The 15,647-nt window shown below is 45.7% G+C and carries 12 protein-coding genes and 1 pseudogene; 11 read left to right on the top strand and 2 right to left on the bottom strand.

Annotation, left to right across the window (positions count from 1 at the left end; genetic code table 11):
* The first annotated feature begins 82 nt into the window (after positions 1–82).
* Positions 83–1,102 carry an alpha/beta hydrolase gene (locus QWJ20_RS00135; protein ID WP_433991589.1) on the top strand — a complete coding sequence of 340 codons (1,020 nt, stop codon included), beginning with the start codon at positions 83–85 and terminating at the stop codon, positions 1,100–1,102.
* A gap of 117 nt (positions 1,103–1,219) precedes the next feature.
* Positions 1,220–1,984 carry an SDR family NAD(P)-dependent oxidoreductase gene (locus QWJ20_RS00130; RefSeq protein ID WP_433991588.1) on the top strand — a complete coding sequence of 255 codons (765 nt, stop codon included), beginning with the start codon at positions 1,220–1,222 and terminating at the stop codon, positions 1,982–1,984.
* 100 nt (positions 1,985–2,084) lie between these two features.
* Here QWJ20_RS00130 and QWJ20_RS00125 read toward each other — a convergent pair whose 3' ends face one another.
* Positions 2,085–3,569 carry a hypothetical protein gene (locus tag QWJ20_RS00125; protein ID WP_174876863.1) on the bottom strand — a complete coding sequence of 495 codons (1,485 nt, stop codon included), beginning with the start codon at positions 3,567–3,569 and terminating at the stop codon, positions 2,085–2,087.
* Between the two features lie 480 nt (positions 3,570–4,049).
* Between QWJ20_RS00125 and QWJ20_RS00120 the strand changes: the two genes are divergently transcribed.
* The 6 genes from QWJ20_RS00120 to QWJ20_RS00095 all read left to right on the top strand — a co-directional run bounded on the left by QWJ20_RS00120 (position 4,050) and on the right by QWJ20_RS00095 (position 10,965).
* Positions 4,050–4,436 carry a hypothetical protein gene (locus tag QWJ20_RS00120; RefSeq protein WP_095701909.1) on the top strand — a complete coding sequence of 129 codons (387 nt, stop codon included), beginning with the start codon at positions 4,050–4,052 and terminating at the stop codon, positions 4,434–4,436.
* A gap of 773 nt (positions 4,437–5,209) precedes the next feature.
* On the top strand, positions 5,210–5,968 hold the full coding sequence (locus QWJ20_RS00115) for a hypothetical protein (RefSeq protein WP_433991587.1): 759 nt from the start codon (positions 5,210–5,212) through the stop codon (positions 5,966–5,968).
* A 304-nt stretch (positions 5,969–6,272) separates the two neighbouring features.
* Positions 6,273–6,425, top strand: a complete 153-nt coding sequence (locus QWJ20_RS00110; protein WP_433991586.1) for a hypothetical protein — start codon at positions 6,273–6,275, stop codon at positions 6,423–6,425.
* Between the two features lie 198 nt (positions 6,426–6,623).
* Positions 6,624–7,340 (top strand): hypothetical protein, encoded by a 717-nt coding sequence (locus QWJ20_RS00105; protein ID WP_433991585.1) that lies wholly within the window; start codon positions 6,624–6,626, stop codon positions 7,338–7,340.
* Between the two features lie 133 nt (positions 7,341–7,473).
* Positions 7,474–9,687, top strand: coding sequence for an AAA family ATPase (locus QWJ20_RS00100; RefSeq protein WP_433991584.1), 2,214 nt, complete (start codon positions 7,474–7,476; stop codon positions 9,685–9,687).
* 114 nt (positions 9,688–9,801) lie between these two features.
* Entirely contained in the window at positions 9,802–10,965 is a 1,164-nt protein-coding gene (locus tag QWJ20_RS00095) for an McrC family protein (protein ID WP_233983473.1), read from the top strand.
* Here the strand turns inward: QWJ20_RS00095 and QWJ20_RS00090 are convergent.
* A pseudogene (locus QWJ20_RS00090) lies at positions 10,961–11,077 on the bottom strand (IS1-like element transposase); the annotation flags it as partial. The gene QWJ20_RS00095 and the pseudogene QWJ20_RS00090 sit on opposite strands and share 5 nt — an antisense overlap.
* A 251-nt stretch (positions 11,078–11,328) precedes the next feature.
* On the opposite strand from QWJ20_RS00090, the gene QWJ20_RS00085 reads away from it, so the two are divergent.
* From QWJ20_RS00085 to QWJ20_RS00075, 3 genes are read left to right on the top strand one after another with little or no spacing between them, the layout of a single operon-like run.
* Positions 11,329–11,493 (top strand): AAA family ATPase, encoded by a 165-nt coding sequence (locus QWJ20_RS00085; RefSeq protein WP_433991583.1) that lies wholly within the window; start codon positions 11,329–11,331, stop codon positions 11,491–11,493.
* Between the two features lie 58 nt (positions 11,494–11,551).
* A complete protein-coding gene (locus tag QWJ20_RS00080; protein ID WP_433991582.1) occupies positions 11,552–13,648 on the top strand; it encodes an ATP-dependent nuclease in 2,097 nt (698 codons plus the stop codon).
* Positions 13,641–15,602 carry a UvrD-helicase domain-containing protein gene (locus QWJ20_RS00075; protein ID WP_433991581.1) on the top strand — a complete coding sequence of 654 codons (1,962 nt, stop codon included), beginning with the start codon at positions 13,641–13,643 and terminating at the stop codon, positions 15,600–15,602. The genes QWJ20_RS00080 and QWJ20_RS00075 overlap by 8 nt, the downstream gene beginning before the upstream one ends.
* Positions 15,603–15,647: the final 45 nt, after the last annotated feature.

Below are 15,647 nucleotides of genomic sequence, written 5' to 3'. Positions count from 1 at the left end.
ATTAACTGAATATTTATCGGTGGGTGATTTTTTCTGTCAAGAATAACCTATCTCTTGAAAATTTATAACTCATGAGGAATTTATGTCATTACTGAAAATTTCGTTACTATGCGCGTCATTATTCATTGCGAATTCTACCTTTGCTGCAAGTAATCCGTCCACGGTAGCTGAAGGTATTAATGTTGTTGGCTCACAGAAAATATCATTTCAGAACGGACCTGTCAGAATGGCGGCTAACTTATACCTGCCGCCAAACTATGACAGTTCGAAAACGTACCCAGCCATTGTGGTATCCCATCCTTGGGGAGGCGTGAAAGAACAGACTTCCGGCCTTTACGCCCAACAGTTGGCAAAACGCGGCTTCATTACGCTGGCTTATGATGCATCTCATTATGGCGAAAGCGGCGGCGTACCTCGCAATCTTGAAAGTCCGGCTGACCGTGTTCAGGATATCCGCAGTGCCGTCGGCTATCTCAGCAGCCTGCCACAGGTTGATGCTGCACGCATTGGCACGTTAGGTATCTGTGCTGGAGGCGGCTATACCCTCCACGAAGCGCAAACAGATGCTCGAGTTAAGGCCGTGGCTGGGGTGGTGACGTATGACATAGGTGAAGCGACTCGTAACGGAATTGAGGGAATGCCGGTTTCGGCGTCGGACCGCCAGAAATTAATGCAAAGTGTAGATGAACAGCTAAACAAAGAAGCCGCTGGCGCGCCTTTGCTGGTTCAGTCATTGCTTCCACCACGGAATACAGTAAATGCCAGTACCCCCAATTTTGTTCGTGAAGCTACAGATTACTACCTTACGCCTCGTGGCAATCATCCTAATGTTCAAAACCGCTATGTGGTAACAAGCCCTGGGTTACATATGGCTTATTACCCTCTGGAACATATGGATCAGGTATCACCAAGACCGGTGCTGTTGATCGCAGGGGAAAAGGCAGAAACGCGTATATTCAGTCAGCAAGCTTATGATAATGCTAAGCAGCCGAAAGAATTAATGATTATTCCCGGCGCCTCTCATTTTGATTTGTACGATAAACCTCAGTTTGTTAATCCGGCATTAAACAAACTGGCAGAATTCTTTGGGAAGAACCTGTAATTATCTAAATAGCACCTGGAATAAAAAACACATGGGGTTATTTCGGAATAGTCGAGGAATATATCTGTTAATTTGAATAACCCGTTTACACATTTGAAAATAATCAGAGGATTATATATGACTTTTTCATTTGAAAATAAAGTCGCTTTGGTTACTGGTGCAGCATCAGGTATTGGTCTTGCCACCGCTCAGGCCTACGCAAAAGCGGGCGCTTTTGTCGTACTGGCAGACGTTAATTCAGAAGCCGTACATGCTGCGGCGAACCATCTCATCGCGGGAGGATACAACGCTAAGGCTATCACTTGTAATGCAGCAAATCTCGAAGACGTTGAAGCAATGATTCATGAAACCGTTGCTGCTTATGGTCGTTTGGATATCGCATTCAACAACGCGGGTATTCAGAATGTACTGGTAGAGATCGCCGATGCAACAGCCGAAGATTTTGACCGCGTCAACGCGGTGAACCTACGCGGTGTCTGGGGATGCATGAAATACGAGCTTCAGCAGATGCGTAAGCAGGGAAGTGGCATCATTGTAAACTGCTCATCGGTTGGCGGCATTGTTGGTGGCGCAGAACGGGCAAATTACCATGCAGCAAAACACGGTGTTTTAGGACTGACCAAAAGCGCGGCCCTTGAATATGCAGCCCGTAATATCCGAGTTAACGCCGTATGTCCTGGGTTAATCTGGACGCCAATGGCTGAAAATGTGGCGGCTTCGGGTCAGCGAGAGGCTCTGGATGCGATGGTTAAAAGTGTGCCAATGCAGCGTCATGGCAGAGCGGATGAAATTGCTGATGTGGTGCTGTGGTTATCCAGCGATGCATCTTCTTTTGTCACTGGCCAGTCGATTTCGGTTGATGGCGGATTAACTATGCGTTGATCGGTCTTGGTCGAGACCTTCACATTTTTTCCGTTGACCGTGGATCTTTTATCCGGCTGAGCAAGAGGTCCAGCCGGATAAAAGAGAGTCGTTATATCAATCAGCCCCGCGGAGAGTATTGATGCACCTCGCCAAGACCCGCAGTGAAGTAGTCATTAACAGCCGGATTAGAAGAGGTTACCGCTGTTATTACTGGCGAATTATATAAGTCGAGGTATGCGTTAGCCGGTTTGGAAGCGTCACCACTAAAGGTAATACCGCCAGGGTTGTTTGTATCTTCAGGGTTCACATAGCCCGCTGGGCCGACATCGGTCGTGCGATAGGCCAGTTGGCTATGGCTAAAATAAGCAATGCCATTAGACTCGGACCGGGTTTGGGCAGACGAGGTATAAACCCCTGTGATAACTTGTTTGGTGGTGCCATTACTGGGCTGACCATCTGTAGTGATGACGGGTTTGCCGCTGGCATTGTATTGATCCAGGATATAGTCACAGCCATCTGCGTTAAAAATAGCGCCGCTACTTCCACCGGCGATGCCGTAGTCCAGGAGCTGCATGCCACCCGAGGGAACAAGCTGAATATCAAGAGGGCTATTACCCACCATTTCCACGGTGCGACGAAGTCGTTGCAGTCGATGGTCTAGGCAAATTTCTACTCCCAGTTCGACATTTTGATCATAAGACACAATAGGCATACGGGCCCCAGGTTTGCGGTAGATACCGGTACCTGTTCCCTGATTATCGCCGCTTAGTATGCTGACAGGAGGATAATTGGCCAGCCATTCAGTGATCTGCCCACCGGTATCAATCATACCGTTCAGGAGTACACCTAAAGTCAGGTCAACAGTAGACTCAGCCTGTTTTTCAACGATATTAGACAAAATCTTGCCAGTGGGGCCACCATTGTAAACAAGAATCCCCGCACGATTGCGCACGGTGCAGAGCGGATCCTGTCGGTATGCATTTACCAACGCGTTTAACTCATCATAACTAGTGTTGGATTTGGATTGGGATAATACTGTCTCAAGTGGTTTCAGCCGCATCAACCCTATGTGCGCTGTTGGTTCGGGAGAGGCGTTTTTTTGCAGCGAGCTATTATAGGCCGCATTCAACGCCGCCAGGCGTTTTTGGACTTCTGGCCCATTCAGAAATTGCTTAATATCGGTAATATTTGTGGTCAGTACACTACCCGTGCAGATCACCCAGTCTCGGCCTGCTTCTGAGGACGTTGCAAGCGTGTTTTTAACACGCATGCTAAGTTGGCTCATTAAGTATTCAAAAGCAGAGTTGCCGTTGATCGTCAGGCCAGGATATGGACCGTGGGCACTGTGGAAATAGAATTCTGGCACAACAAAGTAACGAACCCAGTTGTTGCAATTGGCGGCACTGGCAATTGCAACGTTCAGAGCATTGATGAGCATGTCGATGCGAAAATCAATATCATTTTGCATATCCTGCGCACTGGAAATCGCCTGGCCGGGCCATTCGGCGGCAACCCAGTTTCCAATTGTAATGGGGTTACGATAAGCCGTGTACAGAGACCATGCGAAAAAATTATTTTTGGTAATGTTAGTTCTGTCTGCCATGTTTGGATTCCTTCAGAAATAATAAATTTATTCCTCAAGCGACCCTCTAATAGAGTTAGATTCGCCCGGAGTATTTAGATTTCGACGTTAAGTCACAAAGCACTAACGGTCGGAATCTTCTTTTTTTGGTATTTCTTACTTGTGTAATCAATGTGTTATAGCTAAGACTTGTTTATTTATTAAATGCGGCCTGTTGAACGTGATGATTTATGCAATCAAAACCTATTCAACATATACATTTGGAGTGATAATTTCCAAGCTATTTTTATAAATTAACTTAGACTAATAATTATTTCCATGATTATCATTATCGCTCTAGTAAAATTCAGGAAGGATAGGGTGGTATACAAAAAATAACATCCCTAGCATTAATTACAATCTATCATTAATAACCGTGTAATATATAATTATTCATTTTATTTAATGAAAAAAAAGAGCACCAACATAGCTCACAAAGATAAACAAACCGGATGGGACCTGATGAAAAAACTCTTACTTCTTTTTCCGCTGATTTTTAGTGCACCAATACATGCTTCTGAAGTCACTGTAGGGCAGATTTGTAAGGCTGCTTCCGCAGCAATGTTTGGCCGTGACCATAAGATCATGAAACTTGATAAAGTGGAATCAGGCATAGCCTACGTACATTATATCAGACAGAGTGATAGCACTCGGTGGGCCATTAAATGCAAACTCATAGGCGATCAAGTCATGTGGGCATCTGACAACCCTGACAGTTCCGGACGCTGGAGAGATAATCCGGCAGATGGCACTGTAAAATATGCCATTAATGGTAAAAAAATTATCATCACCGAGGTATACAGCGACGGTTCAAGCACATCTAATTCTTACCCTCTGAAGCAACTATAGTGACTTCAATCACCCTGCAAGTTTGCCGGGCAGGGTGATTTTATGAAAAGCTCAAACTTAGGTGCTCACATTTGAACTCAGCACAGTTCATTCCAATGTGGATACTGTCAGAAGAAACCCTGCCAATTTACTTTCGGTGACAGAGTGTGGTGCATCATGATAAGTCGTTATATGGGGCCATCGACCAGAGAGGAAGGGAGCACATGAGTTAAGTATATGATTGGTAGAGGTCTGTGAATGTTTATGAGCGTGGCACTCTCCATATGTAATTTAACTTATGTTGTGTGAGAACTCAGTTTATAAGGAAATTGTGCCATACCACATTGTTTTAATTCAATATTTTTAATATAAACATCAACTCACTTCCATATAACTTCATGAACTAGCAGAGAATCCGCTTCCTATGAGCATTTTCTGGTAGCCGGATTAACATTGGTTCATGACCATATCTGACCGTAATCTCATAATTAGCCCCATCAAAACTCTTGCAGAATGCCCTGTGCTCCGCGCAATATCTGGAGTAGCCTGACACAGAATATCCCCCCGTTAACCAGGGCGCGGTGCTTCAGGGAGCGTGGCGAATTATTGGTATCGATCTCAATCCGGCGAAATTCGCACTGGCGAAATCGTTGGGGCACATGACTGTATCAATCCCAACGATTTTAAGGTGCCGATCAAGCAGGTCATCATTGAAATGACCAACGGCGGGGTAGATTTATCATTTTAATGTGTCGGGAACGTCAGACTGATGCGTGCTTTTTAGGGAAGAAAGAATGATTAAAAACATCCGTAACTGCTGTAGAAGAAGGTGGCTACTTCTCCGTTCGGTCGATGCGGTTTATCACTGGATCGGCCTCAGCAGTCTGGCCATACTGCTGTTCAAGGTGGTGGTTCTGAATGACATCCCCGCCCCGGTGCGTTTTATGTCGTCGGTCAGCCCGGTGGTGGAGGGAGTGCTAGGCTCGGTGATCGCGAGCTACATATTTTATCTGCTCTGCATTCACCCACCTATTTTTGCAGCAAAGAAAATCACTGCAGACTTTGAGCATTCTATCCTGCTACGGATTAAATTAAGTTTCGAGAGTCACTTACGCGGCATCTCCCCCACGCTGAATTATGATTCCACCGAACAGGAAGTTTATGCGGTTTTTTTGGCTCTTGCCCCCTCCAGCAAAACGTCACCATTGGGGGTACCGGGTGATCCATCTGTTAAGTTTGACTGGTTCATTTATTTTCAGGACAGCAACCAGCATATTCACACGAATGTCATGCGCCTGTTGGATTCCCGGCTGGCTCTGGATATTGAAACGATCAACACCCTTAATAAGATTTCCAGCTGTACTTGGTTCTCGATAATCGCAAGATTTGCGAACATTAATGTCGGGCTTCCTCGTGGCGGCAATCCGTTTGTCAATGCGAGTCAGCCTGACGGTGCACTTTGCCGATGCCTTTATGAGCTCAAAGAGCTCATCAGAAGTCTGCAACCGGCAATCGACGCGGCGGCAAAACTGAAAGATCAACGTCTGGAATGAACAGGGTTTAGGGTTTATCTGATTGTCTTCTTGAACAATCCATGAATTTCTGTAACATTTAGATACGCCGATACTTAACCCTAACTGATATCTCTGGGCGCGGTAGCGTTGTCAAGACTGGCTAGCTTTACCTGAGGGTTATCGATCGGGTAAGAGGGCTATTGAGATCTATTTTGTCCGAACTGCGTGAAGCGAGCACTAATGGCATGTTGGTGCAGTTTTTAAGACTTACAAGGCGTTATAGCCCTTACCATTCTATGGCCATGTTTTCAGCATGTATGCTTTTCTCTTATAGGAATAAATCATGGATGAATTAGTAACTAAACTTGCCAAAGATCAGAGGAGCATCTTATCTGATAATGGCGATTATTTGTCAGATGCACAGATGTTCCGTTCTTTGGTATGTTTCCTGAAAATTGTTGCCAGAGAGCATCCGTATTTTTTGGGATGCTTCTGAGCCACTTTCTGCCCAGTAATTCGATAAAACTAACTCATGGTTCGCCTCGTGATCGGATGTATAATCACGTCTGGGTTGTTAAAAGGTAATTATGGAAATAATAATTGCCATAAACATATTTTATAATAACTGGAGTTTCTCTACCTCTATGTTTCATGTGCTAGCCAACTTTTTTAAAAATTTAGCAAGAGATCTCATATGGAATTAAGCATTGCTAGGCGGTTATCAGAAGGTGTAGGCAGTTATCTTCATTATTCATTTTGTTGTAATAAGGCTGGTCTATTCAATGAGGATTTTTTAAAGTTTTCAGTCGGGGATATTCTTAGTACTGTATTAACAAGAATCGATGGGGCAAGAGTTTACTCAAATTACAAACACCCTGCTCTAAATCAAATAAAAAAGAAAGGTGCTTCCCGAAGAGTTGACTTCGCATTAATAAACAGACATGTTGAAAAAACGGATGCAAAAAATGTGTTCATTGAAGCTAAGTGGGCTGGATCATCACACTGTAAATTAGACACCATTATTTATGATCTTTATAGGTTAGCTTTTATAAAAAAACAACATCCTGAATCAAATTGTATTTTTCTTATTGCTGGTCAGTCAAAAGATTTGAACACATTGCTTAGCGCTCCCCCCTTTAGATTTCCAGATGGAACTAAACTTCTAAATACAACAACTAACGAAAAGCGTTTTAAATTAAGCCTAGATAACAAGTACCATAGGGATATAATGAAGAAATCAGTGACTTATGCTCACAATAAATTTGGGGTTTCTTTACCGTTAGGGTTTACTACAGTTTGTACTAAAGTCTACCCTATCCAGACCGAAGATGAAACTTTACGTTTCCAATCTGTAGCCTGGGAAATAAAGAGCTTGGACTCACACAACCTACCAATAAAGTGGTATATATGATTTGATTATTGTTCGCTGACACTCAATTATTATGAGAAAATATTGATTAGGAACGTAAATGCCGGTAATAGATCGTTATTAAAATATTCCAAGTTGGTGCGAATTTATATAATTTAATTTGAGAGGGAGTTCAATGAGTATCCATTTTCGTGAAAGACAAGAAGCCCTGAATATGTTTTTACAGCACTGGCCATATAACCGGTTAGCTAAAATGACGCTGGAAGAATATACCGATACTGGAAATAAAGAGACGCTGGCTTGGTGGTTAGAGTTTGGTCCAGGCCGACATCTTGGTTCTAACGCTGGAGGAGATGCTTCAAAATTTGGCATCTATATGCGAGCTGCTCCACCGAAAGGAGAGCGTGATTTTATTCTCATAGATGAGACTTATTCGTGGAAAAAGAAGTACGGCTCTACCGCGGAAGAAGCTTTCGCGACAGTTAAGAAAAAGATACTATTTGTGCTCGATGCGATCGGGCATAGCGACCTAGAAACGATACAACAACTTGATTTCGAAACATCGTTGAAATGGAAATTAGCTTTTATTTATCAAGATCATAATCATCCACTACTGCTGTCTATTTACCAACTTGCACGACTACGTGAGCTGTGTGGTGTAGGCAAAATCAATCATGCTACAGCCTATAGCACACTCATGGCGCACAGGGGAGAAACTCCTGTTCTTGAATATGGCATAAAGCTATGGAAGCAGGTAGATCAGGCTGAAGTAGACGAGGATGACGAGCCGAATGAATATGAATTAGCCGAAAATCTGCCAGATATTCCGCCATTAAACCAAATACTGTATGGGCCTCCTGGCACAGGTAAAACTTATAGCACCATCAATAAAGCCCTCGAAATTCTTGACCCTCAACTTCTATCTCGTTTTGACGAAAGTAATATGGCGGCACGCCGCGTGCTCAAAGCGCGGTTTGATGAGTTCGTACAAGCAGAGCGTATTGCCTTTGTTACTTTCCATCAAAGCTTCAGCTATGAAGATTTTGTCGAGGGAATTCGCGCCAGAGTAAATGATAGTATTGATGGCGAAGAACAGTACGCGCAGTTGAGCTATTGCATTGAAGATGGCATTTTCAAGAGTATTTGTAACAATGCGCGTCGCGAACGTGCGACGGAAGAAGCGCTGGGTATCGACCCGCAAGCGAGAATCTGGAAAATCTCTATTGAAGAGGTCAATTCAAACCAGGAAACAAGACAGTACTGTTTTACACACGGTGAAGCACGTATAGGTTGGGAAAAAGTCGGCGACCTCACTGCCGTTGACTTGTACGATCCCGCTCTTGATTTAGGGCGTAATGATCGTAACTCCCTCACTTATTTTAGCCATGAGGCAAAACCAGGGGACATTTTGCTTTGTCTCGCGAGCGTTTACGAAATCTGTGCCGTCGGTGTGGTTGAAGGCCCTTATGAGTATCAGCCGGAGCCCCCAGCAGGAGTCAGAACTGATTATGTCCATCGGCTACCGGTTAAATGGTTGCTGAGTAATATCCGCTTTAATATCCTGCCGCTTAACGACCATTGTTCATTGCGGCCAATGACGATGTATCCGCTATGGCGTATAAATGTCACCGATCTTTTTACCGCGTTACGGGCCGCCGGGCATCCACTCACTAACAGTGCTAAACCAGAACTTCTGCCACATGTATTGATCATTGATGAAATCAACCGTGGAAACGTTTCGCGAATTTTCGGTGAATTAATCACGCTCATCGAAGCGGGAAAACGAGGGGAAGAAGCCGAATCGCTAGAGGTCATACTACCATATTCTAAGAAACTGTTTAGCGTGCCGAAAAATTTATGGATCATTGGTACGATGAATACCGCCGACCGCTCTTTATCGGGCCTCGATATCGCGTTACGCCGCCGCTTTAGCTTTATTGAATTGCAGCCCAACTACGTATTGCTAGCTGACGTTAATATCGAACATAACGGGCAAAGTGTAAATGCCGGTCGGCTACTTGAAACAATTAACCAACGCATTGAAGTGCTGTTGGATCGTGACCATTGCATTGGTCACGCAATAATGTTGCCGTTAAAAAAAGATCCTTCGCTTAAACGACTCTCGAAAATTTTCAGTAACCAAATTATTCCGCTACTGCAGGAATACTTTTTTGATGATTGGGAGAGAATTAGCCTTGTGCTCAATGACAGTAGCCAGTATGACGAACGCTGTCGGTTTATCAGCCAGCCCGATGGTGCAGCTGCATTAGAGCGATTGTTCGGTGCACAGCGTGCGCTGGCGCTATCCCTCCAAGATCGACGTTGGGTTATCAACTCCCAAGCATTTCATCATATTGAGAGCTATCAGTATATTCTTGGGGATGCATAGGTGGCACATAAATGGATAACGGTGCGCGAGTATGCGCACCTGAGTACACCTGTAATACCTGGCAATACGCCAACACTTGATCACGCAGGAATATGCGGCAGCGCATTTGACTGGATGTGTAAGCTCCAGGCTACCTTCGGAGAGAAAGGTATACGGTTGGTAGAATTAAAGGATCGCCGGACTCTAAAACTGGATAGCTACGTCGGCACGATTAGTACCCCATGCGGTACCCATATCGAGATCCTTCCCAAGCACTACACATCATCCGGATGTATTGAAAAAAACCGTCAGCTGATGTGCCGGCTTATCTCTTCAGCACTGAACTTACCCTGGCGTGAGGCCGGGGTTGCCGATCTAAACCTCTTTCAATATCCGCTCAGTGAATGGGTAATGCGGCAATTTTTGACAGAACTTAATCACCTGATTAAACGAGGTTTGCGCTTCGATTATCAGTGGGTCGAGGACGAGCAGCCTTTTTTACGTGGCCAGCTCGATATTGTACGCCAGATGCGCCAACTACCGGCGCGGCGACATCAGTTTCATCAACGGCATTCGCTGTTTCTGTCGGATCGTCCAGAAAATAGATTGCTTCGACTGGCTGTAAATAAGATAGGGAGTATTGCACAGGACAGTCAGAATTGGCGTCTCTCGCATGAACTCATCGAGTTAATGCAGGAGGTCACGCCAAGCCGGAATGTGACCCAAGATTTTTCCTGCTGGCGCAATAGTCGGTTGATGGCTCAATACACGGCAATCAAACCCTGGTGCGAACTTGTTTTAGGTGAACATCTACCGTTGGCTATTCAAGGCGCTTCGAAGGGTATTAGCCTGTTATTTCCAATGGAACGCTTGTTTGAACAGCATGTGGCTAAAGTGCTGCAACGGCAACTGTTTCCGGGAGCCCGTTTATACACCCAGGCAGCGACTGAATACCTGAGCCAGTACCAAGAGACAAAGCTATTTCTTCTTAAACCTGATTTATTACTGACTGATGGTGAAAATCGGTGGGTATTGGATACGAAATGGAAGTGTCCAGACTCTAATAGGGCTAATTACGGGCTGGCTCAGAGTGATTTATATCAAATGCTGGCTTATGGCATGCGCTATTTGCAGCCGCAGCAGATTATGGTGTTGATATATCCTTACACTGACGATTTCTCTGAACCTATTGGTCCTTTTATGCTACCCAACAAGCTACGCCTGCACGCTCTTCCTTTCGATTTGGACAATGATAAATTGTTGGGGGGAGCAGCACTGAACATTCCGTTAACGACATGACGGTGTTGATGCCAATGTTCAGCGTCCTTACAGTATCGCGAACGTCTGTACCGTTGAAAGCCATTTCGGTGATCTGTTCTTTGACACCCAGCGTGCGTGTTTCGTAGATGTTAAGGGTTTACCGCAGCAGTGGTAGGTAATGGAATAATCGACCTGTTGAACCAGATATCATACGTGTACAGTTTTCAGGAGCTTCACAATACCAGCCACTCAGGCTGCACGAATATCGCCAAACGAATCGGAAAATCGATACTGTAAAAACGCTAAAGCCGTGACCAGTTTTTGTTTACCACTTCAAAGAGAGTACGAACATTTCAGTGAAATGACTTGCTATAAATTCTAAAAATCAGCGGAGGGTTTTTCGTGCATCTTCACTCTTATCGCCTCAGGAACTACCGACGCCTTAAGGATGCTCATATTGAGCTGGCTGACGATATTTCAATATTTGTAGGATCGAATAACAGCGGCAAAACGTCAGCAACTCAAGCAATTCATGCGTTCGTTACGGGGGGGGAGGGACCGTTTTAGCCTCTACGATTTTAGTTCCTCATGTTGGAAAAGCTTCGATGAGGCCGGAAATATCAATTTGGCTGATCCAATACCCGAGGGGATCTCCCTTCCAAGCATAGAGCTCGATCTTTGGTTCGAGGTCACAGCGCCAGATCTCTATCTCGTGATTCCATTGCTTCCGAGTACAGCGTGGGAAGGTACTAAGGTAGGCATAAGAGTTTCTCTGACCGCCAAAAACTCCATTAACCTTATTCAAAATTTCCAGGAAGCTAAAGCCAGAGGTGCTGCACAGGCAGCGCAACTGCCGCCAGATTCGCAATATATTCCATGGCCTCGCTCCCTGACGGACTATCTCCAGCGCGAGCTCAAGAGAGAATATGAGCTGCGCTACTTCATCTTGGATCGCACACGATTTGATGAGGCGACCTTCCAAGAGATTGGAAATTACGTTCCAGATGAATTAAATGGAGAACCAGGCGGCGGAACAATTTTAAAATCGCTTATTCATATCGATAATTTGGGTGCTCAACGACATCTTGTAGATCCTAATCCAGAAGCAGGGGGAAGATCAGAAGACCTGTCAAAGCGTTTGAGCCGCTTCTACAAACGCAACCTTAATCAAAGACAAGACGATCATTTAGCCCTTAAGGCACTATTCGACTCCGAGCAGGCACTCAACCTTCACTTGGATGGCGTATTCAAGCCGATGCTGGATCAGCTTGCCAGGCTTGGCTATCCGGGAGTCAATAATCCGCGACTTAAGATAATGTCAGCACTAGATCCCGCTCACGTCATGAGCCAAGATGCACGGGTTCATTATCAGATCGGAGATGGGGAAGATGAAGAAACCGCCACTCTTCCTGACAGTTATAATGGACTTGGATTCAAAAATTTGATCTACATGGTTGTAGAGATTCTAGACTCCCAAGCCAGGTGGGCGACGATGGATAATCGCCCTCCATTGCATCTGCTTTTTGTGGAGGAGCCGGAGGCTCATCTCCACGCTCAGCTCCAACAGGTCTTCATCCGCAATATTCTTGAACTACTGAATATAGAGGGCGACGATGGAAGCATTTTTGGCAGTCAGATGGTCATCACGACTCACTCGCCGCACATCCTTTACGAGCGAGGATTCAAGCCGATTCGCTATTTTCGACGCAAAAAGACTGGCTCAGAACAGGTGACTGAAGTCCTCAATCTATCGGCGTTCTACCAATCTCAACCAGATGATCGTGATTTTTTAGAACGATATCTGAAGCTGACGCATTGTGATCTATTTTTTTCAGATGCCGCTATTCTCGTTGAAGGTAACGTTGAGAGATTGCTCCTCCCTGTCATGATTAGAAAGAGCGCGAAGACTCTCCGCTCAGCTTGCCTATGCGTCTTAGAGGTTGGCGGTGCCTTTGGGCACCGTTTCCAGTCACTCATCGAGTTTCTCGGTCTGACCACGCTGATCATTACTGATATTGATAGTGTTGCACTTAAAGCTCAGGCGGTTGACGATGCTGAAGAGGAGGAAGAACTCGAAGAATTTGAGGTTCCAGCCGACGCGGAAGACGATGCTGCCGGCCAGGTCCAAGACAATGTGCAAGTTCCTGGCGGTGAACTGATGGTTCCAGCACCTAAGAAGAAATATGGCAAGGCCTGTTTACCAAGTACACCGGGCGCCGCAACGTCGAACCAAACTCTTATCAAATGGCTTCCAGGGAAGCTCACAATCGAAGACTTGCGCAACGCATCTGAAGCGGAAAAAACTCACGTATTTGAAAACGATGCGAAGGTTCGCGTTGCCTATCAGACTGAGCGGGCTATAACCTGGAATGAGGCCACCGAAATCCTGTGTGGGCGTACGCTTGAAGAAGATTTCGGCCTCGAAAATCCGGACTGGTCCCAAGCCATAGCGAGAAAGCCTTTAGGCTTGATTGTGAAAGGAGGAGCCATTAGTCCTGCTGCTCTTGCCGAAGGTCTTCATAAAAAAGTTTCGCGAAAGAGTTTCGATAAAACAAAGTTTGCGCTTGCCGTTCTCACCGAAGACGAGGACGCGTGGCATGTGCCGGCTTACATCCGTGATGGACTTGTCTGGCTTAAAGATGAAATACGGATCGAACTCGAAACCGTGCTGCCCGAACTCATCGCCGAAGAAGATGTTGTGTCGGGAGGCGAGTATGAGTAACAGGGCAAATAAGCCAGACACCCAGGCCGACATAGACCTGCGAAACTGCCTTGTAAACGTTCCACCACGTAGTTTCATTATGAAAGCCGGTGCTGGTTCAGGAAAAACTACGTCGCTGATTAAAGGCCTGTCATCGGTCATCCAAATACACGGCGATAAGCTCAAGAAGAACCGTCAGCGAGTTGCCTGTATTACCTATACCGAGATTGCGGCCGGAGAGATTTGGAGGGACGTCGGTAGTGACCCTCTGGTTCACGTCTCAACGATCCACAGCTTTATGTGGCTGCTAACTAAGCCTTTCCAGAACGATATTCGTGTCTGGGTGTCTGGACGTATCGTGGAAAAAATTGATGCACTTGAAGAAAAACGGGCAACCTATGGCCCTAGGGTTCAACAGCGCACGAAGGATAAGGACACCCGAGATTTGGAGCGCCTTCGTCGGCAGTCGGAGCGGATAGAAGCAGTCAAAGGGTTCCGATACGGAACAGGTAGCAATTACGCAAAGGGTATTCTGGGCCATGACGACATTCTGAAACTTGTCTCTTACCTTATTTCCGAACGCCCTCTCTTCCGGACCCTTCTCGCGCGCCAATTCCCGTTCGTCTTTGTGGACGAGAGCCAAGACACGACCACTGCGGTCGTGGAAGCTTTGAAGACTGTTGAGTGTGAACCCGGAGTGACACTTTGCCTCGGATTCTTTGGCGATCCGATGCAACGAATATACGTTACAGGAACTGGACAAATTGAAGCAGAGCCTACGTGGGCTGACATTCCGAAACCTGAAAATTTCCGGTGCTCAACTAGGGTTTTAAACCTCGCGAATGCTATTCGCCGTGATGGCGATGACCTCGTTCAAACCCCTGGCCAACGTTTAGGCCCTGAAGGATTAGTTCCTACCCCTGAAGGATCTGCACATCTTTTTATTTTGCCTGCGGACGAAACACGGGACGCCAATCTGGTTCATGTACGTGAATGGATGGCGGCAAGAACCGGTGACGATTTTTGGCGACCAGGTGATGATGACCAAGAGCGAGTGAAGCTTCTCGTCATTGTTCACCAGATGGCCGCAAGGCGCTTAGGGTTTGGAAATCTCTATTCTGCACTCAACTCCAGAGCTCCGTCAGCGTTTAAAGATGGTTTTTTAGACGGGTCTGCATGGCCTATTTCATCGTGTGTAAAGTTTTTGATCCCGATCGCTATCGCTCATACGAATGGCCAACAACTTGAAGTGATGCGATTGATCCGAGAGTATTCACATCTTCTTGACAAAGAGTCTCTTGTTGGGGCGAGCGTGGCGGAGCGCCTTAAAGTACTCGGTGAACTTGTTGCTTCGATAACAGCAGGCATAGTGGGAGATTCCGGAGCAACAATAGGCGATCTTCTAAAACAAGTAAATTCCTCCGATTTACTAGTCCTTGACCCTAGATTGGTATCGTATCTGGATCCAAATGCAGTTCTTCCTGTTCAGCCTGGGTCCGAATTAGGCGAAAACAATGATGACGATGATATTCAAGAAGACGTTGATATTGATAAGGAAATGCCCTCAATGGATGCTTTTCTGGCATGCCCCGCAAATCAGCTTTTGCCATACCATACCTACATTTCGGAACGTTCTCCCTTTTGGACTCAGCAAGGCATAAAAGGTACTGAGTTCGATAGGGTTCTTGTCGTTCTGGATGACGCCGAAAGTAACCACTCCCAATTCTCCTACGAAAGATATCTCGGTCTTGAAGAGCCCTCAGATAACGACCAGAAACATATGGATGCCGGCGAAGAAACAACTATGGATCGAACGCGTCGGCTTTTCTATGTGAGCTGCACAAGGGCGTTAAAAGACCTAGCGGTTGTTCTTTTTACCACCGATCCTGAACAGGCAGTTGCTCATATACGACAGCTTGATCTTTTTGAAGATGAAGCCATCCACACTCAAGGTGTTTTCGAGATGGCATTGTAAGTATCAAACTGAACCATTCATTCCGACATACTGATTATGTTCCTT

It is taken from the genome of Pectobacterium sp. S5 (assembly GCF_051707265.1).
Classification (GTDB): domain Bacteria; phylum Pseudomonadota; class Gammaproteobacteria; order Enterobacterales; family Enterobacteriaceae; genus Pectobacterium; species Pectobacterium polare.
This window is presented reverse-complemented; position numbering and strand designations above follow the sequence as displayed.

Bases quoted from the DNA above. Each gene is read 5' to 3' on its own strand.
- QWJ20_RS00135 (WP_433991589.1), top strand. From the start codon at position 83: ATGTCATTACTGAAAATTTCGTTACTATGCGCGTCATTATTCATTGCG.
- QWJ20_RS00130 (WP_433991588.1), top strand. From the start codon at position 1,220: ATGACTTTTTCATTTGAAAATAAAGTCGCTTTGGTTACTGGTGCAGCA.
- QWJ20_RS00125 (WP_174876863.1), bottom strand. From the start codon at position 3,569: ATGGCAGACAGAACTAACATTACCAAAAATAATTTTTTCGCATGGTCT.
- QWJ20_RS00120 (WP_095701909.1), top strand. From the start codon at position 4,050: ATGAAAAAACTCTTACTTCTTTTTCCGCTGATTTTTAGTGCACCAATA.
- QWJ20_RS00115 (WP_433991587.1), top strand. From the start codon at position 5,210: ATGATTAAAAACATCCGTAACTGCTGTAGAAGAAGGTGGCTACTTCTC.
- QWJ20_RS00110 (WP_433991586.1), top strand. From the start codon at position 6,273: ATGGATGAATTAGTAACTAAACTTGCCAAAGATCAGAGGAGCATCTTA.
- QWJ20_RS00105 (WP_433991585.1), top strand. From the start codon at position 6,624: ATGGAATTAAGCATTGCTAGGCGGTTATCAGAAGGTGTAGGCAGTTAT.
- QWJ20_RS00100 (WP_433991584.1), top strand. From the start codon at position 7,474: ATGAGTATCCATTTTCGTGAAAGACAAGAAGCCCTGAATATGTTTTTA.
- QWJ20_RS00095 (WP_233983473.1), top strand. From the start codon at position 9,802: ATGTGTAAGCTCCAGGCTACCTTCGGAGAGAAAGGTATACGGTTGGTA.
- QWJ20_RS00075 (WP_433991581.1), top strand. From the start codon at position 13,641: ATGAGTAACAGGGCAAATAAGCCAGACACCCAGGCCGACATAGACCTG.